The organism is Nonomuraea sp. NPDC048892, from assembly GCF_040649735.1.
Lineage (GTDB): Bacteria > Actinomycetota > Actinomycetes > Streptosporangiales > Streptosporangiaceae > Nonomuraea > Nonomuraea maheshkhaliensis.
In genome coordinates this window covers 822,733-846,462 of sequence record NZ_JBEZFZ010000004.1, presented here as the reverse complement: position 1 = coordinate 846,462, position 23,730 = coordinate 822,733, and the positions used below count along the sequence as shown (strand labels likewise).

Annotated in this window: 21 protein-coding genes; 10 read left to right on the top strand and 11 right to left on the bottom strand. The window is 71.2% G+C overall.

What is annotated here, in order from left to right; all coding sequences use genetic code 11:
- Positions 1 to 1,248, bottom strand: a 1,248-nt coding sequence (locus tag AB0C28_RS17490) for an ABC transporter ATP-binding protein (RefSeq protein ID WP_358075484.1), incomplete at its 3' end; no start/stop codon positions are given.
- Between the two features lie 150 nt (positions 1,249 to 1,398).
- Here AB0C28_RS17490 and AB0C28_RS17485 point away from each other — a divergent pair.
- On the top strand, positions 1,399 to 1,920 hold the full coding sequence (locus AB0C28_RS17485) for a snapalysin family zinc-dependent metalloprotease (protein WP_357836092.1): 522 nt from the start codon (positions 1,399 to 1,401) through the stop codon (positions 1,918 to 1,920).
- Position 1,921: 1 nt separating this feature from the next.
- Here the strand turns inward: AB0C28_RS17485 and AB0C28_RS17480 are convergent, their stop codons facing one another.
- Positions 1,922 to 3,829, bottom strand: a complete 1,908-nt coding sequence (locus AB0C28_RS17480; RefSeq protein ID WP_358075481.1) for a glycoside hydrolase family 3 protein — start codon at positions 3,827 to 3,829, stop codon at positions 1,922 to 1,924.
- Positions 3,830 to 4,157: 328 nt separating this feature from the next.
- Here AB0C28_RS17480 and AB0C28_RS17475 point away from each other — a divergent pair, with 328 nt between their 5' ends.
- From AB0C28_RS17475 to AB0C28_RS17455, 5 genes are all read left to right on the top strand, one after another.
- Complete coding sequence (locus AB0C28_RS17475) at positions 4,158 to 4,319, top strand: hypothetical protein (protein WP_357836098.1); 162 nt, start codon at positions 4,158 to 4,160, stop codon at positions 4,317 to 4,319.
- Positions 4,320 to 4,352: 33 nt separating this feature from the next.
- Positions 4,353 to 5,720 (top strand): glycosyltransferase family 2 protein, encoded by a 1,368-nt coding sequence (locus tag AB0C28_RS17470; RefSeq protein WP_358075479.1) that lies wholly within the window; start codon positions 4,353 to 4,355, stop codon positions 5,718 to 5,720.
- Positions 5,721 to 5,852: 132 nt separating this feature from the next.
- On the top strand, positions 5,853 to 6,221 hold the full coding sequence (locus AB0C28_RS17465) for a peptidase inhibitor family I36 protein (RefSeq protein ID WP_357836103.1): 369 nt from the start codon (positions 5,853 to 5,855) through the stop codon (positions 6,219 to 6,221).
- Between the two features lie 135 nt (positions 6,222 to 6,356).
- Entirely contained in the window at positions 6,357 to 7,385 is a 1,029-nt protein-coding gene (locus tag AB0C28_RS17460) for a saccharopine dehydrogenase NADP-binding domain-containing protein (protein WP_358075476.1), read from the top strand.
- Positions 7,382 to 8,221, top strand: a complete 840-nt coding sequence (locus tag AB0C28_RS17455) for an NAD(P)H-binding protein (protein ID WP_357836109.1) — start codon at positions 7,382 to 7,384, stop codon at positions 8,219 to 8,221. The genes AB0C28_RS17460 and AB0C28_RS17455 overlap by 4 nt, the downstream gene beginning before the upstream one ends.
- Before the next feature lie 58 nt (positions 8,222 to 8,279).
- Here AB0C28_RS17455 and AB0C28_RS17450 read toward each other — a convergent pair whose 3' ends face one another.
- The 9 genes from AB0C28_RS17450 to AB0C28_RS17410 form a co-directional block, all read right to left on the bottom strand.
- Positions 8,280 to 9,995: an ABC transporter family substrate-binding protein gene (locus AB0C28_RS17450; RefSeq protein WP_357836112.1), complete on the bottom strand. Its 1,716-nt coding sequence runs from the start codon at positions 9,993 to 9,995 to the stop codon at positions 8,280 to 8,282.
- The gene (locus tag AB0C28_RS17445) at positions 9,992 to 12,064 is read right to left on the bottom strand and encodes an ABC transporter ATP-binding protein (protein WP_358075473.1); all 2,073 of its coding nucleotides are present in this window, start codon (positions 12,062 to 12,064) and stop codon (positions 9,992 to 9,994) included. Before AB0C28_RS17445 ends, AB0C28_RS17450 begins: the two co-directional genes overlap by 4 nt.
- The gene (locus tag AB0C28_RS17440) at positions 12,061 to 12,900 is read right to left on the bottom strand and encodes an ABC transporter permease (RefSeq protein WP_357836118.1); all 840 of its coding nucleotides are present in this window, start codon (positions 12,898 to 12,900) and stop codon (positions 12,061 to 12,063) included. The genes AB0C28_RS17445 and AB0C28_RS17440 overlap by 4 nt, the downstream gene beginning before the upstream one ends.
- A 1-nt stretch (position 12,901) precedes the next feature.
- Positions 12,902 to 13,879 (bottom strand): ABC transporter permease, encoded by a 978-nt coding sequence (locus AB0C28_RS17435; RefSeq protein ID WP_357836121.1) that lies wholly within the window; start codon positions 13,877 to 13,879, stop codon positions 12,902 to 12,904.
- 399 nt (positions 13,880 to 14,278) lie between these two features.
- On the bottom strand, positions 14,279 to 15,034 hold the full coding sequence (locus AB0C28_RS17430; protein ID WP_358075470.1) for an SDR family NAD(P)-dependent oxidoreductase: 756 nt from the start codon (positions 15,032 to 15,034) through the stop codon (positions 14,279 to 14,281).
- 161 nt (positions 15,035 to 15,195) lie between these two features.
- Positions 15,196 to 16,641: a four-carbon acid sugar kinase family protein gene (locus tag AB0C28_RS17425; protein WP_358075467.1), complete on the bottom strand. Its 1,446-nt coding sequence runs from the start codon at positions 16,639 to 16,641 to the stop codon at positions 15,196 to 15,198.
- Between the two features lie 10 nt (positions 16,642 to 16,651).
- The gene (locus AB0C28_RS17420; protein ID WP_358075464.1) at positions 16,652 to 17,899 is read right to left on the bottom strand and encodes a RuBisCO large subunit C-terminal-like domain-containing protein; all 1,248 of its coding nucleotides are present in this window, start codon (positions 17,897 to 17,899) and stop codon (positions 16,652 to 16,654) included.
- A complete protein-coding gene (locus AB0C28_RS17415) occupies positions 17,892 to 18,545 on the bottom strand; it encodes an aspartate/glutamate racemase family protein (RefSeq protein WP_357836132.1) in 654 nt (217 codons plus the stop codon). Before AB0C28_RS17415 ends, AB0C28_RS17420 begins: the two co-directional genes overlap by 8 nt.
- A 147-nt stretch (positions 18,546 to 18,692) precedes the next feature.
- Positions 18,693 to 19,460 carry a FadR/GntR family transcriptional regulator gene (locus AB0C28_RS17410; RefSeq protein WP_357836135.1) on the bottom strand — a complete coding sequence of 256 codons (768 nt, stop codon included), beginning with the start codon at positions 19,458 to 19,460 and terminating at the stop codon, positions 18,693 to 18,695.
- A 144-nt stretch (positions 19,461 to 19,604) separates the two neighbouring features.
- Here AB0C28_RS17410 and AB0C28_RS17405 point away from each other — a divergent pair, with 144 nt between their 5' ends.
- From AB0C28_RS17405 to AB0C28_RS17390, 4 genes are all read left to right on the top strand, one after another.
- On the top strand, positions 19,605 to 20,321 hold the full coding sequence (locus tag AB0C28_RS17405) for a FadR/GntR family transcriptional regulator (protein WP_358075461.1): 717 nt from the start codon (positions 19,605 to 19,607) through the stop codon (positions 20,319 to 20,321).
- Between the two features lie 79 nt (positions 20,322 to 20,400).
- The gene (locus AB0C28_RS17400; RefSeq protein ID WP_358075458.1) at positions 20,401 to 21,165 is read left to right on the top strand and encodes an enoyl-CoA hydratase/isomerase family protein; all 765 of its coding nucleotides are present in this window, start codon (positions 20,401 to 20,403) and stop codon (positions 21,163 to 21,165) included.
- A gap of 1 nt (position 21,166) precedes the next feature.
- Positions 21,167 to 22,357, top strand: a complete 1,191-nt coding sequence (locus AB0C28_RS17395; protein ID WP_358075455.1) for a CoA transferase — start codon at positions 21,167 to 21,169, stop codon at positions 22,355 to 22,357.
- Positions 22,345 to 23,445 carry a hypothetical protein gene (locus AB0C28_RS17390; RefSeq protein ID WP_358075452.1) on the top strand — a complete coding sequence of 367 codons (1,101 nt, stop codon included), beginning with the start codon at positions 22,345 to 22,347 and terminating at the stop codon, positions 23,443 to 23,445. The genes AB0C28_RS17395 and AB0C28_RS17390 overlap by 13 nt, the downstream gene beginning before the upstream one ends.
- Positions 23,446 to 23,730: the final 285 nt, after the last annotated feature.

Here is a 23,730-nt window from a genome sequence, read left to right as displayed (position 1 = left end):
GTTCTCACCCACGAACGCGATCACCTCGCCCTGCTTGATCTCGACCGAGACACCACTGAGCGCCGGGGACTCGGCTCCCGGGTAGGTGAAGGTGACGTCCTCGGCCGTGATGCGCTCGAAGGAGTCGGGGACGGGCAACGGCCTGGGGCCCGTCAACCGTCTCTCGGCGTCGGCGCAGAAGTCGAGGAAGTCGGTGAAGTAGAGGCCCTGCTCGTAGAGGCGGTTGGTGGCGTACATGAGGCTGAGCAGCGACGACTGGCCCGAGCGGATGGCGAGTACGGCGGTGCCTGCCACGGCCAGCGGGATCGCCCCGACGGTCAGCAGCACGCCGAGCGCGACGTAGACCAGGCCCGTGCCTAGACCGCCGAGCGCCTCGCCCACCAGCCTGGCCGTCATCTGCCGCCGGGCCAGGCGCAGCATGACCTCCTGCTCCGCGCGGGCGACGGTGTCGTAGACGCGCAGCAGGAAGCCGCGCATCGTGAACGCGCGCACCTCGGCCGCGTTTTCGCGCTCGGCGAGCAGGCCCGCGAGGATCCACTTGCGGCGGCGGGCGGGGATCAGGGAGTACATCGTCGAGTAACGCATCCGCGCGCTGCGCACGGCGGCCCAGGCGTCGGGCAGCACGGCCAGCAGCAGGAGCGGCAGCAGCACCGGGTGCAGCACGCCCAGCACACCGGCCGCCGCCGCGATGCCGACGCCCGCGGTGACCACGCCGACGGCCGAGCCCACCACCGGGTCGGCCACGGACACGCCACGGCTGCCCGCGCGTTCGAGCGCGTCGTGGAAGTCGGGGTCGTCGTAGGCGACCAGCTCCACCTGGCTGGTCAGGCCGTAGAGGCGCTCCTCGGTGTGGCGGGTGATCTGCGGGGTGAGGCGGGACTGCGCCCAGCCCGCGCCCGCCTGCGTCGCCGTGCGCAGCACCGCCGCTCCCGCCACCAGCGCCAGGCTGGGCAGCGCGGCCACGACGCGGTCGGGGGTCGGGCCCTCGCTGAACAGCGCCGTCAGCACCCCCGTGGTGGCCAGCAGGCCGAACGCGGTGAACACGCCGCCGAGCAGGTTGAGCGCGACCGTGGCCAGCGTGTCGCGCGGGCTCGCGGCCCAGGCCATCCGCAGCGCCTGGCCGACGAGCGAAGGGAGCCTGCCCGCGATGGTCAGGAAGCCGACCTCGGCCATCTTGTCGGTGTGGGCGTTCCAGCCGGTGAGAGCGATCTCGCCGAACTCGAGCGGCTCGGGCTCCTCGTTCTGCATGCATCGAGTCTGCACGCGGCCACTGACAGTTCCGCAAGCCACGGTGTCGCCAGTGCGCCATATCACCGTGATAGGGGCAATCTGACAGCTCTTCGGGAGGACGGAGCGCGCATACCGTTCACAGCACCCCCCACTCCCCCAGGAGGATCCGTGTCACGACCGCTCCGCCTCATGCTCAGCGCCCTGCTGTCCCTGGCGTTCCTGCTGGTCACCGCGCCCGCGCAGGCCACCGCGCTGGTCACGGTGCTCAGGTACGACGCCGGCCGGGCCGCCGAGTTCAGCGCCACCGTGGACCAGGCCGCGCAGGTGTGGAACTCCAGTGTCGCCAACGTCCGGCTGGTCAGAGGCACGCCCGCGCACTTCGTCGTGCTCGCCGACAACGGCTGGCCCAGGGCCCTGCCCACCAGCCTGGGACGCGGCACGATCTGGATGGGCCGGCAGGCCGTCGACCAGGGCTACTACCCGCTGCGGATCGCCACCCACGAGATCGGCCACATCCTGGGCCTGCCCGACCGGCGGACCGGGCGCTGCACCGACCTGATGTCGGGCTCCAGCGCGCCCGTGAGCTGCACCAACGCCAACCCCAGCGCCGCCGAGCGGGCCGAGGTCGACGGCAACTTCGCCGGTGGGACGCCGCTGGTCGAGTTCGGCAGGATCCACACCGACCGGTGACCTACGTGAGCCCGTGCCCCTGCGCGAACAGCGGCGCCTTGCCGTCCCCCGCGTTGATCGGCTGCTGGGACGAGGCGCGCATCCACGTCATCGGCAGCCGCCCGGTCGGCGGGACGAGCCCGAAGAGCACGTCGGCCACGCCCTGCCCCTCGGTGCCCGGCAGCCAGGCGGCCACGGCGGCGTTCCAGCCGGGCAGCTCGGCGGCGATGTCGAGGGGGCGGCCGGAGACGAGCACCACGACGACGGGCACGCCCGAGGCGCGCAGGGTGGCGATGGTGTTCAGGTCGGCGGCGTCCAGGCCGAGCCCGCCGGGCCGGTCACCCTTGGTCTCGGCGTACGGGGTCTCGCCGACGACGGCGACGGCCACCCGGTAGGAGCCGTCGATGCCGCTGCCGTCCCTGCTGTAGGTGACGGTGGCGGCGGACCCGACGGTGTTCCTGATGCCTTGCAGGATCGTGGTGCCGGGGGTGATGGCGCCGGACGACCCCTGCCAGGTGATCGTCCAGCCGCCGCTCTGGTTGCCGATGTCGTCCGCGTTCTTGCCCGCCACGAAGATCTTGCCGCCGGTCCTGGCGAGGGGCAGCACGCCGCCGGCGTTCTTCAGCACGACCTGCGACCTGGCCACGGCCTCGCGGGCCAGGGCCCGGTGCGCGGCGCTGCCCACGCTCGCCGTGTACGAGCGGTCGGTGAGAGGCTTTTCGAACAGGCCGAGCTCGAACTTCTTGGTCAGCACGCGCCGTACCGCGTCGTCCACCCGTTCCGTGGTGACACGTCCGGCCTGCACCTCGGCGCGCAGCAGGTCGATGAACCTGCGCCATTCGACCGGCACCATCACCATGTCGATGCCGGCGTTGACGGCGGTGCGCACGTCGAGCGCGGAGGTGCCGGGGACGCCGTCGATCTGGTCGATGCCGTTCCAGTCGGAGACCACGAACCCGCCGAAGCCCAGCTCCTCCTTGAGCACCGTGGTGATCAGGTAGCGGTGTCCGTGCAGCTTGACGCCGTTCCATCGGCTGAACGAGATCATCACCGAGCCGACCCCGCGCCGTACGGCGGCGGCGAACGGCGGCAGGTGCACGGCCCGCAGGTCGGCCTCGGACAGCCGGGTGTCGCCCTGGTCGGCGCCGCCGGTGGTGCCGCCGTCGCCGACGTAGTGCTTGGCGGTGGCCATGACGGAGGCGGGCCCGTCCAGCCTCTCGCCCTGCAGTCCGGTCACGATGGAGGCCATCGACGCGGGCAGGTCGGGGGTCTCGCCGAACGACTCGTACGTACGCCCCCACCGGTCGTCGCGAGCCACGCACGGGCAGGGCGCGAAGTTCCAGTCGATCCCGGTGCCGGACACCTCCTCGGCCACCGCCCGCCCGATCCGCTCGGCCAGGCCGGGGTCACGGGTGGCGCCGAGGCCGATGTTGTGCGGGAAGATCGTGGCCCCGGCCACGTTGTTGTGACCGTGCACGGCGTCCACGCCGTAGACGAGCGGGATGCCGAGCGGCGTCGCCAAGGCGGCGTTCTGGTAGCTGTCGTACATGTCCGCCCAGCCGGCCGCCGTGTTGACCGCCGGCGCGGAGCCGCCGCCCGACAACACCGAGCCCAGCCGGTACGCGGTGACGTCGGCGGCACCGGCCGAACCGCGCTCGGCCTGGGTCATCTGGCCGAGCTTGTCGTCCAACGACATCCGGGACATGAGGTCGGCCACCCGGGCGGGCACCGAGAGGGCGGGGTCCTGGTAGGGGAAGGCCGCCCTGGCCGTCGCCGGTGACGGGGAGACCGCCCCGGCCGGTGACGGGGAGATCGCCCTGGCCGATGGTGGGAAGGCGGCCGTAGCCGTCGCCGGCGGCATGACCAGGCCGGCCGCGACGAGCGTGAGCACCGCCGCCACCCTCGTCCATCTGCTGCTCGGTTTGCTCATCGCAGGCTGCTCCAACCGGCTCGAAGGGGCGGTCCCAGGGGCACTGTAAGCTCCCCTGCCCGAGTTTCCCGGCCCGGCCCGCCGCACCGCCCGGCGCGGTGACCGGCACCGGCGGAAACGGGCCGGGAGCCGGTGAAACTTTCACCGCCCCTTGACCCGGCCGCGCGCCCCTTCCGCGGCGAGCTGTTGCACGGGCCTTTAAGCGGCCATGGGGTTACCGGAACCCGCCCCCGGCTAGGTCCGCAGCGTCAGCTCGATCAGCGCGAAGGTCAGCGCGGAGATCAGCGCGGAGATCAGCGCGGAGATCAGCGCGGAGAAGGAGTGGCGCATGGCGTACGGATCTCTGGCCGGCTTCGGCGGCGGCGTGGCCGTGGCCGCGCTCGCGGGCGGGCACCCCTGGCTGGTCGCCGTCTGCCTGTCACTCGTGCTGGCCGGGGCCTTCCTGGTACGCGCCGGCTTCCGGCGCGGCCGGGGCCCGATGTCCCGCTGACGAAACGGGCAGGACCAACGAAAGGGCCAGGACATGGTCGCACCCAGGAAGCTCACCGCCCGCTACGCCGGATCGGGAAGGCTCCTCGTCCTCGGCGCGCTCGCGGTCGCGGCCTGCTCGGCCTGGGCCGTCACCCAGCTGGCCACCCTGACAGGAGCGGCCGGCCACCTGCCCATCGTCTGGCTCACCGCGTTCCTGCTGTTGTGGTGGCTGCCGCTGTCCTGGCTGGAGCGGCCGGTCAAGGTCCCGCCCGGCGCGCGGGAGCGGATCGACGCCCTGCGGGTGACCGTGCAGATCCCCGTCTACAACGAGGACCCGGAGGCGCTGCGCGCGTGCCTGCGCTCGGTGCTGACACAGAGCCGACCGGTGAACCGGGTGCGGGTGGTGGACGACGGGTCGGCGCTCGCCGGCGAACCCGTCCGCTACGACGACGTACGCCGCGACTTCGAGTGCGAGGCCATGCTCCGCGGCATCGAGACGACCTGGGACCGTACCGGCAACCGGGGCAAGCGCTTCGCCCAGATGCACGTGCTGGCCGAGGACGACGGCGACGTCTTCCTCACCCTCGACAGCGACTCCGTGCTCGACCGGCACGCCGTCAGGGAGGGCCTGGCCCCGTTCGCCGATCCGCGGGTGCGCTCGGTGGCCGGGCACGTGCTGGTGCTGAACCGCACCGCCGGCCTGCTCACCCGGCTGACCGGCGTGCTGTACCTGCCCTTCACCAGCGGCCTGCGCAGCGCCCAGTCGGTGCTGCGCCGGGTGACGATGAACTCGGGCGCGCTGGCCTTCTACCGGGCGGACGTCGTCCGCGCCTGCGCCGGCGCGTACGAGAACGAGAGCTTCCGCGGGCGGCCGATGCAGATGAACGACGACTCCCTGCTCACCTTCTACGCCTCGCTGTCCGGGCACACGGTGCACCAGCCGTCGTCGATGGTGTTCACGCTGGCGCCCGAGCGGTTCGGCCACTACGCCAAGCAGCAGCTGCGCTGGATGCGCGGCACCGCCGTGCGGCACCTGTGGTGGCTGCGGTACCAGCCGCTGACCGGGACGGTCTTCTGGACCACGGTCGCGGAGTACCTGCACCTGCTGCTCGCCCTGGCCGTCCCGGTCGTGCTGGTCGCCGACCCGGCGTACCGGGGGCGGCTGGGAGAGCTGGCCCTGGCGGCGGCGCAGGTCGGGGTGGCGATGAACTACCTGATGGCGCTGCGGCTGTTCACCGTGCGCCGCTCGGACGAGAGCGCGGGCGCGCGGCTGCTGGCGTTCGCGCTGGCCCCGCTGGCCTCCGTCTGGCGGTCGCTGGTGCTGCGCCCGATGTACGTCTACGCGCTGCTGACCTGCCGGCGGGTCAACCGCTGGGGCACGCGCGGCTCGGTCGAGGTGTCGCTCGGCGCGGCGGCGTAAGTCAACCCCTTTCCTGACAAGATCGCGCGTTGTATGTTCGAGCCGAAAGAAAGTTTCGGCCATGGAGGAACTGTGGGCAAGAAGTTTCAGATTCTGGCGTTACCGCTGGCTGTCGCGGCCATGACAACGGCCGTGACAGTGGCGCTGACTGGGCCGGCCCAGGCCGCCGACGGGTACGACCGATGCCAGGAGGGCTACTACTGCATGTTCTCCGGCCTCGACGGCACCGGGGACATCATCCAGATCCAGGGCAACACGCCCGACCTGGCCGCGCTCGGCATGGCCGACCGGGGCAAGTCCGACTGGAACCGTACGGGCTCCTGGATCCACCTCTACTCCGAGGCCGCCTACGGCGGCTGCACGGCGGTGACCAGCCCGCGCGGCAAGGGCAACTTCTACATCGACTTCCGCGACTTCTGGGACTCCGTCCGCTTCGACGGCCCGAACGGACCTTCCTGCGGGATCACCCTCAAGGGCTCGGTGCCCGACTCCCACGGCTGACCGGCATCACCCGGGGCGGCCGGGCCCTGACAGCGGCTCGGCCGCCCTCCCGGTTTCTCGCTCATTTATTCGGATTCTCATTGACTCGGTGGGAAATTTCCGAACATAGTGACGTAAAACCGAGGAGTTGTAGCCATGTCATCACCGCACATCGCCGTCTACGGCGCCACCGGCCACACCGGGCGCCTTGTGGCGGCCGACCTGCGCGCCCGAGGCCGGGACGTCATCCTGGCCGGCCGCGACAGCGGCGCGCTCAAGGCCCTGTCCGACGAGCTCGGCGGGGCGCCCGTGCACCAGGCCGCGCTCGACGACCCCGCCGCCTTACGCGAGCTGGCCGGCCGGGCGGCGGTGCTGATCCACTGCGCGGGCCCGTTCACGCACACCGGCAAGCCAGTCGCCACGGCCGCCGCCGAGGCCGGCTGCCACTACGTGGACCACGCCCTGGAGCAGCACCACACGAAGTGGATGTTCGACACCATGACGGAGCCGGCGCGGGCGGCGGGCGTCACCATGGTCACGGCGATGAGCTTCTACGGCGGGCTGGGCGACCTGCTGGCCGGGGCCGTGGCCGCAGGGACGGCCGGGATCGAGCGGGTGGTGACCGCGTACGCGGTGAGCGGCTGGCGGCTGACCAGGGGCGCCAAGGCGACCGCCGAGCTGCTGTTCGCCGACACGCAGCGGATCACGTTCGCCGACGGGGTCCAGCGGGTCGGGTACGTCGAGCCGCGCAACGCCGTCTTCCCGTTCCCGCCGCCGCTGGGGCCACGCACGATGATCGCCCCCGTACCGTTCTCCGAGGTCGTCACCGTGCCCAGGCACGTACGGACGGCACGGGTGGAGGCGCAGCTCACGGCGGCGACGTTCGAGGAGGAGCAGGCGTTCACCAGCGAAGACGCCGACGCGGCCACCCGGGCGGGCTCCGAGTTCACGGTCGCCGTGCAGGTGATCACCAAGGGCGGCGGCCGGGCCGGGCAGGCGCGCGGGCGGGACCTGTGGCGCATGAGCGCCCTGACCTCGGTCGAGGCCGCCGTCCGGCTGGCCGACGGCCTGGGCCCCGGCGAGCCGGGTGTGTACGCCCCGGCCGAGGCGTTCCCCGCCGAGCCGTTCCTGCGCGACCTGGAACGCCTCGGCCTGCTCACCCTGACCCTTGGGGAGCGGCGATGATCCTGGTCACGGGAGCGGCCGGCGGGCCGCAGGGTTCGACCGGGCGGCACGTCGTGGACCTGCTGCTGCGCCGCGGCGAGGCCGTGCGCGCCTTCGTGCGCACCGACGATCACCGGGCACGGGAGCTGCGCGAGCTCGGCGCCGAGGTGGTGGTCGGCGATCTGTGCGAGATCTCGTCGGTACGCCCTGCCATGCGCGGGATCAGGCGGGCGTTCTTCACCTACCCGGTGACGGCGGGCCTGCTGGAGGCCACCGGCGCGTTCGCGGCGGCGGCCAGGGAGGAGGGGGTCGAGCGCGTCGTCGAGGTTTCCCAGCTCGACGCCTCCCCCCAGGCGGGCACGCCCAGGATGCGCCGCCACTGGGTGTCGGAGCAGGTCTTCGACTGGGCCGGGGTGGGCGCGGTGCACCTGAGGGCGGCGGTGTTCTTCGAGAACCTCGCCGTCGTGGCCGCCGCGGCGGGCCGGCTGGCGCTCCCCCTCGGCCCTGCGGACACGTGGATCCCGCTGGTCGCGGCCGAGGACGTGGCCAGGGTCGGCGCGGGGCTGCTGCTCGATCAGGCCCCCGCCGACCCGGTGTGCCTGGTGACGGGACAGCTGGCGACGGCCGGTGAGGCGGCGGACGCGCTCGGGGTGACGTACGAGAACGTTCCGCCCGAGGAGTGGGAGGCGTGGGCGGCGGACGTGTACGGCGACGCGGTCACCGTCGAGCACCTGACCCACCTGTGGGCGCTCTTCCGCTTCATCGGCGCCGGCGACCACCCGCTCTACCGCGTCACAGAAAGCATCGAACGGCACGGCGGCCGGCCGCCGATGACGATCCAGGAGTTCGCGAAATAGACGAAAGACCCCCGGCCGGAGCGGCCGGGGGTCCCTGGTGTCACTGCCGGGTGGAACGTCAGCCGGTGAAGCCGACGGCCGTCCAGTCGTAGTACTTGTAACCGCGGGCGCCCCAGTTCGCCACCGTCTTCTTCGTCGCGAAGATCTCAGGCCGCTGGTACAGCGGGATGGTGTGCACCCGGTCCCAGATCAGCTTGTCGGCCTCGTTGGCCTTCGTGATCGCCGCGGCCGGGTCCATCTCGTCCACGGCCGCCTGGATGGCGGCGTCGACCTCGGGGTCGCTCATCTTGGGGAAGTTGCTCTCCGAGCCGGTCTTGTAGATCTGCGGCAGCGAGCCCAGCGGCAGCGGCGTGCCGATCCAGGAGAACGGCACCAGATCGAAGTCGCCCTTGATGATGAAGTCGTTGAAGAACTTGTCCACGGGGACCGGGCGGATCGTGACCTTGATCCCGGCCTCCTTGAGCATGGCCTGGGTGAGCTCACCCTCCGTCTGCGAGACGGGCGTCGCCGTCGGGATGACGAAGGTGAGCGCGAGCTCCTTGCCGTCCTTCTTGCGGTACTCGCCCTCCTGCTTCCAGCCGGCCGTGTCGAGCAACTGCTTGGCCTTGTCCAGGTTGTACTTGCCAAGGTCGCCGGAGTTGTCGACGTAGCCCTTGTGGTTGTTCATGAAGACGTGGTTGCCGAGCGTCTGCAGCGGCCACTCCATGTCCTTCAGGTCCGACTGCGTGATCACGTCACGGTTGATCGCGTACTGAACAGCCTGGCGAACTTCCTTCTCCTTCAGGAACTCGCTCTGGTTGTTCACCGTGATGTGGCGCCAGTTCGGGCTGAGAGCCTTGCGGATCTCGGCGCCCGGCACCTCCTTGGCCCGCTTCAGGTCGGCCGGGGCGCCGGCGGCGATCTCCGCGGCGTCAAGCTCGCCGTTGGCGAAGGCGTTCACCTCGGCGGCCGGGTCGGGGATGGCCCGGTAGATCAGCTTGTCGAGCTTGGCCTTCTGGCCCCACCAGTTCTCGTCGCGCACCAGGGTGAGCGTCTTGGTGCCCTCGTCGAGGGACTCCACCTTGAACGGACCGGCCGTGACCGGGAGCTTCTGCAGGTAGTCCTTCTCGTACTTCTCCGGCGTGTCGATGTGCTCGGCCGGGAAGAGGTGCGAGGTGCCGCGGTTGAACAGGCCCTGCCACTCCGAGTACGGCTTCTTGAAGGTGATGACCGCGACCTTGTCCGTGTCACCCTTGGCGACGGACTCGATCTTGTCCCACCCGTCGGTGGAGGCCGGCTTGAACTTCTTGTTCTCGCCGTTGTTCGCCTTCCACGCCGCCTCAAGGTCCTTCCAGGTGATCGGCGTGCCGTCCGACCACTTGGCCTTGTCGTTGATCGTGTAGGTGATGACCTGCTTGCCCGAGGACATGTCGTTCTTGACGTCGGTGACGTAGTCCTTGTTCGGGGTGAACGTGGCGTTCTCGTCCGCCATCATCAGCTGCGGCATGATCGGGTCCAGCATCGTCGCCGTGTCGGCCTGGTTGCCGTCGACGTGGTTGCCGTTCCACTGCGTGGGCCACTGCCCGATCGCCAGGGTGAGCGTGCCGCCGTCCTTGACCTGCGCGTACGGGACGGAGTTGATGCTGATGATCGGGGTCTCCGTCATCTGCTGCTGAGCCTGCTTGGACTGCTCGGCGTTCGGCTGCTTGTTCTCGGTGCCGCCGCCACCGCCACAGGCCGCGACGGCCATGGCCAGGACCGCCAGCCCAGCGGCCGCACGGTAATGAACCTTCACTCTTCCTCCTGATTTTCCGAGGCCGTGATGACCTCGATCTCCTCCGCGTAATGGCAGGCGGCACCGTGGTCCACGGCACTCGTCAGCCGGGCAACCGAGGGCTCTTCGTCCACACACCGCTGCTGCTCGGCCTCGCTCAGCCGGGCGAACTTGGGGCATCTGGTGCGGAACCTGCATCCCGACGGCGGATCCGCCGGGCTGGGCAGGTCACCTTCGAGCAGGATCCGCTTGCGGGTGCGTTCCATCTCGGGGTCGGGCAGCGGGATCGCCGACAGTAGCGCCTGCGTGTAGGGGTGCGCCGGACGGTCGTAGACGTTCTTGACCGCCCCGATCTCGGCGATCCGGCCCAGGTACATGACCGCCACGCGGTCGGCGAGATGCCGTACCACCGCCAGGTCGTGCGCCACGAACAGGTAGGACAGGCCCAGCCTGTTCTTCAGCTCCTCCAGCAGGTTGATCACGCCTGCCTGGATGGACACGTCGAGTGCCGAGACCGGCTCGTCCAGCACCAGCAGCTTCGGCTCCAGCGCGAGCGCGCGGGCGATGCCGATGCGCTGGCGCTGGCCGCCGGAGAACTGCTGCGGATAACGTTCCGCGTGCTCAGGCGCCAGCCCGACGAGCCGCAGCAGCTCGGCGACCTTGCCCGCCACGTCCTCCTTGACGCCGTGCGCGCGCAGCGGCTCGGCGATGATGTCGCCGATCGGCATGCGCGGGTCGAGCGCGGCCATCGGGTCCTGGAAGACGATCTGCAGGTCGCCGCGGAGCGCCTTGCGCGCCGCCTTGTCCAGTTCGGCGCTGTTCTTGCCGAGCACGACCACCCGGCCGCCCTGCGGCGGCTGGAGCTGCATGATCTGCTGCAGCGTGGTGGTCTTGCCGCAGCCGGACTCCCCGACCAGGGCCAGCGTCTCGCCCTGGGCGATGTCGAGGCTGATGCCGTCGACGGCGTACACCGTGCCGACGCGGCGCTTGAAGACCGCGCCCTTCATCAGCGGGTAGTGCCTGATCAGCTGATCGAGCTCCAGCACGGTCGGCCGCTCGGCGCGCGGCACGCGGACCACGTCGCTCGGCGGGATGACCGGCACCGGGAACACGTCGGCTCCGGTCAGGTTCTTGTGCTCGATCTCGTGCGCGCGGATGCAGGCCACGTGCCGCCCGCCGCCGAAGGCCGTCAGCGGCGGCTCCTCGTCGTCGCACATGTCCACCTTCATCGGGCAGCGCGGCGCGAACGGGCAGCCGGGCGGCAGCGCCGCCGGCGACGGCGGATTGCCGTCGATGGGCACCAGCGGCCCCTCCTCGCCGTCGACCCTGGGGATCGAGGCGAGCAACCCCATCGTGTACGGCATCCGCGGCCGGTAGTAGATGTCCTCGACGGGCCCCTGCTCGACCGGGCGCCCCGCGTACATGACGAGCACCCGGTCGGCCATGCCGGCGATGACGCCCAGGTCGTGGGTGATCATCACGATGCCCGCGCCCGTCTCCTGCTGCGCGGTCTTGAGCACCTCCAGCACCTGGGCCTGGATGGTGACGTCGAGCGCGGTGGTCGGCTCGTCGCAGATCAGCAGGTCGGGGTCGTTGGCGATGGCCATGGCGATCATCGCGCGCTGCCGCATGCCACCGGAGAACTCGTGCGGGAACGCCTTGGCCCGCAGGCTCGGGTTGGGGATGCCGACCAGGTCGAGCAGTTCGACGGCCCGCTTGGCGGCCTTGTCCTTGCCCATCTTCTGGTGGATGCGGACGGCCTCGGCGATCTGGTCGCCGATGGTGAAGACGGGCGTGAAGGCCGACAGCGGATCCTGGAAGATCATGCTGATCGCCTTGCCGCGCACCTTGACCAGGTCGTCTTCCTTCATGCCGAGCAGTTCCTGCCCGTGCAGGGTGACCGAGCCGTCCACCACGGCGTTCTTCGGCAGCAGGCCCATCACGGCCAGCGAGGTCACCGACTTGCCCGAACCGGACTCGCCGACGATGCCGAGCACCTCGCCGCGCTCGACCTCGTAGCTGACGCCGCGCACGGCTTCGATGCCGCCGGGGAAGGTGACGGTGAGGTCCTTGACCTCCAGAATGCTCACGTGTTGCTCCCCGGGTCGAGTGCGTCGCGCAGGCCGTCGCCGATCAGGTTCACGCTGAGCACCAGGGCGACCAGCAGGCCGGCGGGGAAGGCGAACAGCCACGGATAGCCGGTGGCGTTGCCGGAGCCGGTCGCGATCAGCGTGCCCAGCGAGACGTCGGGCGGCTGGATGCCGAACCCGAAGAAGGACAGCGCGGCCTCACCGATGATCGCGCCGCTGACGTTGAGCGTCGCGTCGATGATGAGCAGAGAGGACAGGTTGGGCACGATGTGCCGGAAGATGATCTTCCAGCGGGGGATGCCCATGTAGACGGCGGCCAGGACGTACTCCCGCTCGCGGAGCGAGAGCGTCATGCTGCGCACGACCCTGGAGGTGATCATCCAGGAGAACGCGGCGAGCAGCGCCACGAACCAGAGCCAGGTGCCCTCGCGCAGTCTCGGCGAGATGATCGCGATGACCAGGAAGCTCGGCAGGACCAGCAGCAGGTCCACACCCCACATGAGCACCCGGTCCACCCATCCGCCGAAATATCCGGCGAACGCGCCGACGATGGCCGCCAGGCCGGTCGAGATCAGCGCCACCAGCAGGCCGATGATGATGGACTTCTGCATGCCGCGCAGCGTGACCGCGTACATGTCCTGGCCGATCGAGGTGGTGCCCCACCAGTGGTCACCGCCCGGTGGCGACAGGAAGGACATGAAGTCCTTCTCGGTCCACTCGTACGCGCCGAAGTACGGCCCGACGTAGGCCAGCCCGACCAGCAGGACCAGGGCGACGAACCCGTACCGGGCCTGGTTGTTGCGCAGCAGGCGCCTGAGGACGACTTTCGAACGCATGTCAGCTCACCCGGACCCGAGGATCGAGCGCCGCGACCAGCAGGTCCGACAGGAAGGAGGCGAACAGGATGCAGACCGCGGCGAAGAAGGTGACCGCGGCGACGGAGTTGACGTCGTTCTGGTTGATCGAGTCGACCAGCCAGGCGCCCATGCCGTGCCAGGCGAAGATCTTCTCGGTGAACGTGGCTCCCGTGAACATCGTCCCGAACGCGAAGGCGAAGTAGGTGGCCGACGGGATCAGCGCGGTGCGCAGCGCGTGCTTCGTCAGCGCCGTCCGCCGCCGCAGCCCCTTGGCCATGGCCGTGCGGACGAAGTCCTGGCCCAGCACGTCCAGCATCATGTTGCGCTGGATCCGGCTGTAGAAGGCGATCGAGCCGAGGCTGAGCGAGATCGTCGGGAGGATCAGGTGGTTGAGCCGGTTGACGAACTGGTCCCAGCCGGACAGCCGCGGGTTGTACTCGCCGGTGTACTCGATCAGCGTGAACCCCAGCCCTCTGTTCAGGTTGTACGTGGCGATCGCCAGCAGGGTCGCCAGCACGAACACCGGGATGGCCATGATCACGAAAGAGCTGACCCCGATTAACCGGTCGCTGAACTTGTACTGCTTCACCGCGGAGACCGCCCCCAGCACCACCCCCAGGGCGAACCCCAGGACCGTGCCGATCAGCAGGAGGCGCAGGCTGACCATGATGCGCCGGCCCATCTCGCCGTTGACCGAGCCGCCGTTCCAGGTCTTGCCGAAGTCCCCGGTGACGACCCCCTTGGCCCAGGTGCCGTAGCGCACGAGCACGGGGGTCTTGTCGTTCAGGTTGTAGGCGTCAAGTGTGGCGTCGATGACCGCCTCGGGCACCGGCGGCTGCCGGCCCTCGTACGCGGCTCGCGGGTTCATGGTCGTCGCCGCGAGCATGTACGCGAGGCTTGCCGCGATGGCTACCAAGATCACATTTATTGCCAACCTGCGGAGCAGGTACTTGCCCATTACTCTCCGTTCGCGCTGATCGAGGGCGCGAACTCACAGGCGGAGCAGCGCCCCCTCAACGTAAACCCGTCCCACGTCGTGAAATTCACATGTCAGCGGGATGGCGATCAACGCGAACAATATAAGAAAAGGGATAACAGGCAGAAACGGAGCCATATAACGGTCAGGTCACTCACAAAAGATCGACGAGCCCTGTCAGACGAGTTCACTTCCTGGCCTCGACCTGCGGAAATATCGCCTACCAGATCCCCTTTCGGACGTCTCGCAGATGCCCTGTGTCACAGGATCCGTACACGAATGAGGACGAACCGGCGTGATCCACACCATATTCGCTGAGGGGTGAGTGCGCGCCGTCAAACGCCGCCCCGGCTCTCCCGCCCGCAGGCGGTGTCCTGTCCGTCATGGCATCCACTTGCCGCCGGCCACGTCGATCGTCAGGCCGGTCAGCCAGGAGGAGGCGTCCGAGGCGAGGAAGGCCGTCACGTTGGCCACGTCCAGCGGCCGGCCGAGCCGTCCGAGCGGGTGCTCGGCCAGCATGCGCTCGGCGAACTCCGGCGGCATCCGCCCCTCCAGGCGCTCCGTCATGATCGTCGAGGGCGCGACGTTGTTGACCCGCACACCGGCCGGGCCCAGCTCGTACGCCAGCTGCCTGGTCAGCGCGATCACCCCGGCCTTGGCCGCCGTGTACGCCACCGAGGCGGGGGTGGGGGTGCGGGCGGCCAGGGACGACATGGTGATGATCGAGCCCTGTCCACGCTCTCTCATGCTCGGCAGGAAGGTCCTGATGACGAGGAACGTGGAGGTGAGGTTGGCGTCCACGGTGGCGTGCCAGTCCGCCGCGCTCGTCTCGTCGATCGGCCGCGGCCGGCCTGTGCCGCCGCCCGCGAAGACCGCCAGCACGTCCACCGGGCCCAGACGCCGCTCGACCTGCTCGCGCATCGACTCGACCGCGGCCTGGTCGGTGGTGTCGGCCGGCACCCCGATGGCCCGGCCGTCCGGGACCTCGTTCACGGTGGCCTCGATGGCGGCGGGGTCACGGCCGTTGACGGCGACACGCATGCCCTGAGCGGCCAGCACCCGTACGGTCTCGCGCCCGATGCCACCCGAACCACCGGTGACCAGCGCTACCTTGCCCTGCAAATCCGGAAACATCATGCCTTCACGCTGCCGGTCGGGGCCGCCCCGGACATCCCACCCGAGGCGTGTCCCTGCCTGCGTCTCCCGTGGTGCACGCCCCTCCCCGGCCATACCGCCCCGGGTGTACGGTCCCCGCCCCGGCTACAAGCGAACCGCCGCCAGGGGCAGGGGTGGGCAGGTCACGTCGCAGGCAGGGGAGACGTCGCGGGCCGGGGAGACGTCACGACCGGCGGCCGGTGGCACGTCGCGGCTCGCAGGAAGTAGTCGTCGTCCCCCACCTGGCCGCCCTTGAGCGCCACCTCCAGCCCGTCGAACGCCGGATCATCGGCGGCCAGCACGCACACCGGACCTCCGACCGTGAGCGCGCCGATGACGTCGAGGGCTCGCGCCCCGAGCGCCGCGACGACCTGACCAGAAGTGTCGCCACCGGCCACCACCAGCCGCCGCACCACCCCGGCCCGCACCGACGCGGCGGCCACCCGGCCGAGCAGCTCACCGATCCCGGCCGGATCGCGCGCCGGGCTCCTGGTGGATTGCACGATCGTGTGACACCCGGCACGCAGGCTCTCCTCGGCTTGGACGATCGCGTCCTGGCCTGCGGAGACGTCCACCACCGTCCAACCGGCCCGCTCCGCCGCGCCGATCTGCCGGACGGTGACCGGCGACCGGCTCCCGGACACGACCAGCACCGCCCCCGCCTTCGCCGTCGCTCCCGCCTTCGCTGTTGGCCTCGCCACCGGCCCCTCTGTTGGGCTTGCCATCGCCTCCGGCCCCGGCCCGGCCTCCAACCCCGCCATCACCACTGACCCCGGCTCGGCCTCTGCCTCCGGCATGGCCTTCGACCCCGGCCCGGCTTCTGGCGGTGCCGGTGGGTGGGCCGGTGGGTGGGCCGGTGACTGGGCCGGTGACTGGGTGGGGTGGGGGGTTAGAGCTGAGGCGAGGGCGTAGCTCAGTCCTCCTGAGCCGGCGCAGAACAGCACGTCCCCCGGTGCGGTGTCGGCGAGGAGCAGGCGGCCGAGGGCGCGGAGGTGCTGCTCGGTCGAGGCGTCCGCGATGAAGGCGGCGTCCCGGCTCCGCGCCCGGTACGCCTCCTCCGACGCCCCCGCCGGCAGCAGGCCGGTGCGCCCCGCGCCCTGCTCCTCCAGACGTACCCGCAGGTCGGCCTCGGTCGCGGGGGTGACGGGGTGGTCGCGGGCGGGCGGATGCCGGTCGAGGCGGACGACCTCGTCCCCGGCCTGGACGAAGTGGTTGCCGTACACCGTGTAGCGCCCGAACTCCGGCTGCGCCGCCAGCACCGGCACCGCGCGCCGGGCCAGCCCTTCCCGGTGCAGGGCCGCGATGACCGCGCCGATGCTCCCGTGCGCGGGCGAGGAGTCGAACGTGGAGCAGATCTTGTACTGGACGGCCAGCGGCCCGAGCGCCGCCACCGCCCTGAGCGCCGGGAGCGCGACCGCGACCGGGTCGGCCGACGCGCGGGCGGTGGTGGCGACGCCGATGACGTCGTCCCGATCGTGCAGGTGAGCCACGTCCGTGACCAGCGACCCGCTCAGCCCGAACCGCCTGAATTGCCACAACGCGTCGGTCGCCCCGGTGAAGTCGTCAGCCACGAAAGCGATCAACGTCATGACACCGGTTTCATCTCGTCACCACGCCGCCGAAGTGTTCGAGGGCTCTGGACAGTTCCGGCGAGTCGACCTCCGTCAGCGGCACCCCCGCGGCGATGGCGGTCCAGGCCTTGCGGATGCTGGTGATGCCGGCCGCAGGTCCGTCCGGGTGGCCGAGCACTCCCCCGCCCGCCAGCACCAGCAGGTCGTCGGTCCCCGTACGTTCCCGTGTGACCGGCGCCGTTCCCGCCCACTGCGCCGACGACAGCACCGGCAGGCACGGGAAGCCGCCGAGCAGCGGCGCGCGCACCGCCCCGACCATGGCCGCCACCTCGTCGTCGCTCACGTAGAACTTGCTGTGGAACCCGCCGCAGTGCAGGTGGTCGACGCCGGTCAGGCGGGCCAGCTTCTGGTACGCCGCCGGCCCGATCCCGAGCCCCGGATGCCGGGCCAGCGCCCCGATGCCGGTGACGTGGGCGTGGATCGGCACCCTGGCGTGCCGCCGCAGCATGGCCACGGCCGGGAAGCCGACCACGTTGAGGTTGACCATGACGCAGGTTCCGCCGGCGGCCACCACCATGTCGTGGTGGCGCAGCATCCGGTCGGGTTCGTCGCTGATGTTGAAGGCGTACATCGGCCGCCGCCCCGTACGCCGCTCCACCTCGTCCAGCGCCCCCGTCACGGCCCTGACGCGCTGGGCGAGCGGGGCGGGCGGGCAGTCGGCGTTGACCTCGTCGTCCTTGATGAAGTCGGCCCCGGCCAGGCCCAGCTCCAGCACCAGGTCCACGTAGTCGGACGGGCGCAGGCCGACGTTGGGCTTGACGATGGTGCCGATGAGCACGCCCTCCGGCCGCCCGGTCAGCCGTCGGGTGCCTTCGACGGCGTACGCGGCCGGCAGGTACGCCCGCCCGAACGCCTCCGGCAGCTCCAGGTCGACCAGCTTGAGCCCGGCCAGCTCGCGCAGTTCGTACAGGTTGCCCGCGACCACCGGGAACAGGTTCGTCAGCGACGGCCCGGTGTTGTCCAGCGGGAAGCCGATCCGGACGAGGGCGGCGTGCAGCGGCCCCGACCCACGCGTGCCGGGCAGGGCCTCCCCGATCGGCGCGGGGATCTCCGTCATGCCGAGCACCACGGCGCTGTGGCGGGCGCGCAGCTCGTCGGTCTCGCCCGCGACGCTGACGAACGTGCCGGTGCTCTGCTCGCCCGCGATGGCGCTGACCGCCTGCTCCAGCGGCAGGCGGGTGACCACTCGGTACGTGGCCACCGTCATCTCACGCATGCAGCTCCTTCGCCAGGTGTTCCATGGCCAGCGGAGGGCTGGCCAGGATGGGCACCGGTGACTCGACGGCCCCGGCGACCCGCGCCATCGACGCCTGGGCCAGCACGATCACGTCCACCTGCCCGCTCAGCTCGGCCAGCGCGGCGCCCACGCGGGCGTCGTGGGTGGCGGCGTCACCGCTCATGAGGGCCTCGAAGGCGCCCTCGCACAGCCTGGCGGTCAGCTCGATCTCGGCGCCGGCCGCCGCGGCGCGCCTGCGTACCAGATCGGCGGTGGGGTCGAGGGTGGTGGGGAGAGTGGCGCACACGCCGATGCGGCGGCCGAGCGCCACGGCCCTGTCGGCCATCGGGCGGTCCACCCGGGTCACCGGCACGCCGGTCAGCGGCTCGGACGCCTCCACGGCCGCGCCGATGGAGGAGCAGGTGACCAGGATGTGATCGGCCCCGGCTTCCTCGGCCGAGCCGATGTGGCCGGCGACCCGGCGCGCGGTGCTCGGCGTGAGGTGGCCGGCGGCCACGGTGTTCTTGATCAGGCTGTCGTCGACGATGTTGAACGTCTCGACGCCCGGCAGGTGTTTCGCGCACAACTCGGCGAACACCGGCACGAGCGTGGCCGAGGTGTGGATGAGTCCCAGGGTTGTCGTCATGGTCTGTCTCCGTGAGGGGTGTGTCCTGGTGGCGTCCTCAAGGGCCGCGCCTCCGTCAAGGGTGTGTCCCGGCCGCGTCGTCCGCCCCTGTCGTCCGGCCCCGTCGTCCGGCCCTGTCGTCCGGCCCCGTCTGGCGCGGGCCCGTCGTCATGGCCGTTGCATCTCGGGTTGGGTGAACAGGTCGTGCCAGACCTGGAAGTGGTCGTCGCTGGCCTGCCCGGCGGCGTCCTCGTCGCCGGCCAGCAGCGCCTCGTACAGGGGCCGGTGGGCGGCCAGCGAGAGCTCCTTGTCGCGCGGGTGGGTCTTGAGCCGGTCGCGGCGCTGGCGTACGGCGCGGAACAGCACGCCGGTCATCGCGTCGGCGAAGAAGGTCAGGGCGGCGTTGCCGGTGGCGTGCAGCAGCGCCTGGTGGAAGGCGAAGTCGGCCCGGTCGATGTCCTCGGCGGTGGCGGCGGCCTCCATGTCGGCCAGGGCCTTGCCGACGTGGCCGATCGCGACCGGGTCTCCCTTGCGCGCGGCCTCCCTGGCGGCCTGGCGTTCCAGCGCCACCCGTACGGAGTGGAGGGACTCGATGCTGAGGTGGCTGGCCGACAGGGCCAGGTCGAGGGCGAATTCGAGCCCTTGCGGGGCCAGCCGGCGCACGTAGGTGCCGGAGCCCTGGCGCCGGCTCAGCACGCCGAAGCCCTCCAGGAGTCGCAGGCGGTCGCGCAGCGCGCCGCGGCTGACGCCCAGCCGCTCGGCCAGCTCCCGTTCCGGCGGCAGTCTGGCGCCTTCCCCGAGGTCGCGGATCAGGTCGGACAGGGCGTCGGAGAGCGCATCCGACAGGGAGCCGGAGGCGAAATCGGCGGCGGCGACGTCGGAACCGGCGCCGGCTCCAGACGGGGAGCCAGGGCCGGTGGCGGGGTCGGTGGTCATGGTGGGTACCTCGGCGCGATTGGTCGTACCACTTGCCGGAAAGGTACTACCAATATCCCGAAAAGTCACTTCATCTGATGAAGTACCAATTTCATCAGATGAAAGCCTAGGAATTCCAGCCCGCTCGGGATAGCGTGCGGTGCCGTGGCAAACGATCCCCAGAGGGACTCGGCCCGGCACGTCCAGGTCGTCCAGGCCCTCGGCGCCCGCATCGTCGGCGGCACGCTGCCCCCGGGCACGTCCATCCCCATCGAGGAGGAGCTGGTCGGCGAGCTCGGCGTGGGCCGCTCCGCCGTGCGGGAGGGCGTGAAGGTGCTGGCCGGCAAGGGCCTGCTGGAGACCAGGAGGAGCGCGGGCACGATCGTGCGCCCGCGCGAGTCCTGGAGCCTGCTCGACGCCGACGTGCTGAGCTGGCGCTTCGAGCCCGAGCCCACACCGCGCGACATCCGGGTGCTGGCCGACCTGCGGGTCGCGCTGGAGCCGGGCGCGGCGCGGGTGGCCTCCGAGCGGGCCGACGCCGCGGCCGTGCGCCGCATCGACGCGGCCATGGAGGCGCTGTACGCCACCGCCGACGACCCCGAGCCGTTCATCGAGGCCGACCTGGCCTTCCACAAGGCGGTCTTCGCCGCGGCCGACAACGATCTGCTGCTCTACATCTACGACATGATCAGCATCGCCCTGCGGTCCGTGCGCCAGGTGCACACCCGCTCGGTGGCGCACAACAAGGAGACGCTGCCCGGTCACGAACGCGTGGCCCAGGCCATCGGGCGACGCCACCACAGCGAGGCCGAGGAGGCCATGCGCACGGTGGTCGAGGTCGCCCGCGCCGACGCCGAGCAGCACGTACGCCTCTGCTGCTGAACGCCCGGCCGGAAGCCGCTGGAACAACCCGCGGGAACCGGCCGCAAGCCGCTGGAACTACCCGCAAGAAAGGGCTCCCTTGGACGTCCTCCTCGACGTCGACGGCCCGGTGGCCGTCGTCACCCTCAACCGACCCGCGAAACTCAACGCCGTCACCCCGGACATGGCCGCCGCGCTGCGCGCCTGCCTGTCGCGGATCGACGCCGACCCCGGCCTGCGCGTAGCGGTGCTCACCGGAGCGGGCGAGCGCTCGTTCTGCGTGGGCAGCGACATCCGCGAGCTCGACGACTACGCCACCGCCTGGGAGTTCCGCAACCGCGGCGACTACGGCGACGCCGTCCGCGCCCTGCGCAAGCCCATCGTCGCAGCCGTCAACGGCTACGCCTACGGCGGCGGCCTGGAGCTGGCCATGGCCTGCGACATCAGGCTGGCCGCGGAGACGGCCACGTTCGCCGCACCGGAGATCAAGCTGGGCTGGATCGGCGGCAGCGGCCAGTCGGCGCTGCTGGCGCACGCGGTCGGGCCGAGCAACGCGGCCACCATGCTGCTCACCGGCGACCCCATCGACGCCGCCAAAGCCCGCGCATGGGGGCTGGTCACCGACGTGCATCCGCGCGAGGAGCTGCTGAAGGCGGCCAAGGAGCTGGCGGCCACCATCGCCAGGCGCGCGCCGATCGCCGCCCAGACGGCCAAGGCCAACCTCAAGGCCGCCTACTCGATGCCGCTCGACCAGGCCATCCAGTACGAGCGCGACCTGCAGACCGTCTGCTTCGCCACCGCCGACGCCGCCGAGGGCAGGGCCGCCTTCGCCGCGCGCCGCGAGCCCGCGTTCGAGGGCCGCTGACATGGGCGTGCTCGACGGATACCGCGTGGTGGACCTGTCCATCGCGATGGCGGGCCCGCTGGCCGCGATGCGCCTGGGCGACCTGGGCGCGGACGTGGTCAAGGTGGAGCCGGTCGGCGGCGAGTGGCAGCGGCACGCCCCCGCCGGCGGCGCCACCGGCAGGCGGGTGAACGCTTCGTTCCTGTCGCTCAACCGCAACAAGCGCAGCCTGGCCGTCAACCTCAAGGCCGACGCGGGCCGCGAGATCGTGCACCGGCTGGCCGCCACGGCGGACGTGTTCCTGCAGAACTACCGGCCCGGCGTGGCCGAGCGGCTCGGCATGGACCACGAGACGATCAGCGGGCTCAATCCGCGGATCGTGTACGTCTCGATGTCCGGCTACGGCGAGAGCGGCCCCTACACCTCGCGCCCCGGCCAGGACCTGCTGCTGCAGGCCATGAGCGGCGCCATGCTCAACACCGGCCGCGAGGGCGACCCGCCGGCGCCCGCCGGCTCCTACGCCATCGACGCCATCACCGCCTACAGCGCGTTCGAGGGCGCGCTGGCCGCGCTGCTGCACCGCGAGCGCACCGGCGAGGGCCAGCGGGTGAGCGTCAACATGCTGGACGCGGCCGTCGCCGTGCAGATGCAGGAGCTGTCGATCTACACGGTCGGCGGGGTGCCGCAGCGGCGCGGGCGCGAGCCGCACGGCCACACCTACATCCGCGCCCCGTACGGCGTCTTCGCCACCAAGGACGGCTACATCGCGCTCGGCATGCCCAGGCTGGACGGGCTGGCCGTGGCGCTGGACCTGCCGGAGCTGGCCGCGATGGACGGCGACGCCGACGGCCACACCAGGCGCGACGAGATCACCGCGCTGGTGGCGGGGCGCCTGCCCGCGCGCACGACGGCGGAGTGGCTGGAGATCTGCGCCCGCCACGACCTGTGGGCGGGCCCGGTCTACGGCTACGCCGACCTGGTCGAGGACCCGCAGGTCAAGCACAACGGCTCGTTCGTCACCTACGAGCACCGCACCGAGGGCACGGTCACCACCCCCGGCTTCCCCTACGGCTTCAGCGCCACCCCGCCCGAGGTCCGCAGGGGCGCGCCGCTCGTCGGCGAGCACACCAGGGAGCTGCTCGGCGAGCTCGGCTACTCCGCCCGGCGGACGGAGGAGCTGGTGGCGGAGGGCGTGCTGGCATGCGAGGACTGACCTGGGACCATCCGCGCGGGTACGCCCCGCTGGACGAGCTGACCCGGCTCGACCACGCGGGCGCGAACCCATACGGGGCCGTCCCCGAGCCGATCGAGTGGGACCGGCAGCCCTTGGAGGGGTTCGAGTCCGAGCCGATCGCGCGGCTGTGCGAGACGTACGACGTGCTGGTGATCGACCATCCCGGACTGGGCGCGGCACTGGACGCGCTGGTGCCGATGGAGGAGCTGTTCGAACCGGCCGAGCTGGCCGGGCTGGCGTTCGCGGGCCGGTCGTACGAGAGCTACCGGCTGGACGGCCGCCAGTGGGCGCTGCCCCTGGACGCCGCCACCCAGGTGGCCGCCGCCAGGCCCGGCGTGCGGCTGCCGCGCACGTGGCCGGAGGTGGCCGAGCTGTCCGCCGGCACGCGGACGGCGCTGTGCCTGGGCGGGCCGCACGCGTTCCTGATGTTCTGCGCGCTGTGCGGCCCCACTCGTACGGGGGACTTCCTCGACGAGCGGGCCGGTGAGCGGGCGCTGGAGCTGATGGCCGAGCTGCTGGCGCTGTCGGACCCCGAGGTGTCGCTGCTCAACCCGATCGGCGTGCTGGACGCGATGACGGCCGGCCGGGTGGCCTTCTGCCCGCTTCTGTATGGCTACGTCACCTATCCCCTGGCCTTCGGCGACGCGCCCGCCTGGCCCGGCCACCCGCCGGGCAGCGTGCTCGGCGGCACCGGGCTCGTGGTCTCGCGGCAGCGCCTCAGTGCCAATCTCAGTGCCAATCTCAGTGCGAATTCCGGGGCCGGCTCCGGGGCGAACCGCGACGCGATCCGCGCGCACCTGCTGCGCCTGGTGTCGGAGCCGGTGCAGGCGGAGCTGTTCCCGTCGGCCGGGGGGCATCCGGCCGCCCGCTCGGTCTGGACCGAAGGCGGCACCGGCTTCTACCGCGACACGCTCGCCACCATGGAGGCCGCCTGGATCAGGCCGCGCTTCCCCGGCTACATCGCGGCGCAGGAGCGCTCGTCGGCGCTGATCCGCGACGGGCTGCTCGCCCGCACCCCCGCCCGCGACCTGCTGAAGACCCTGCACGAGGAATGGAGGACCCCTTGACATCCTCCCCCTCCCAAAGAAGGGGGATTCCCACGGTCGCCCGTGAGGCTTCCTGCTTCACTGCCGGTCGCCCGCCCGAGAAAGGAAATTCTCGTTGAGGTCTTACACCAGCTCCACAGGCGTTTTGCCTCTCCGCCAGCCCGGCGGCGAGGGTGTTCCTGATCGTTCGTCCGGCGGCTTGGTTGTCGCCACCGCCGAACAGATTAACGGATCGTGCCGTGTCGCGCGGCGTTTTGACGCCGGTTCGCCTGACGGCGAATCGGCTGCCTCTGTCCTGCTCCGCAG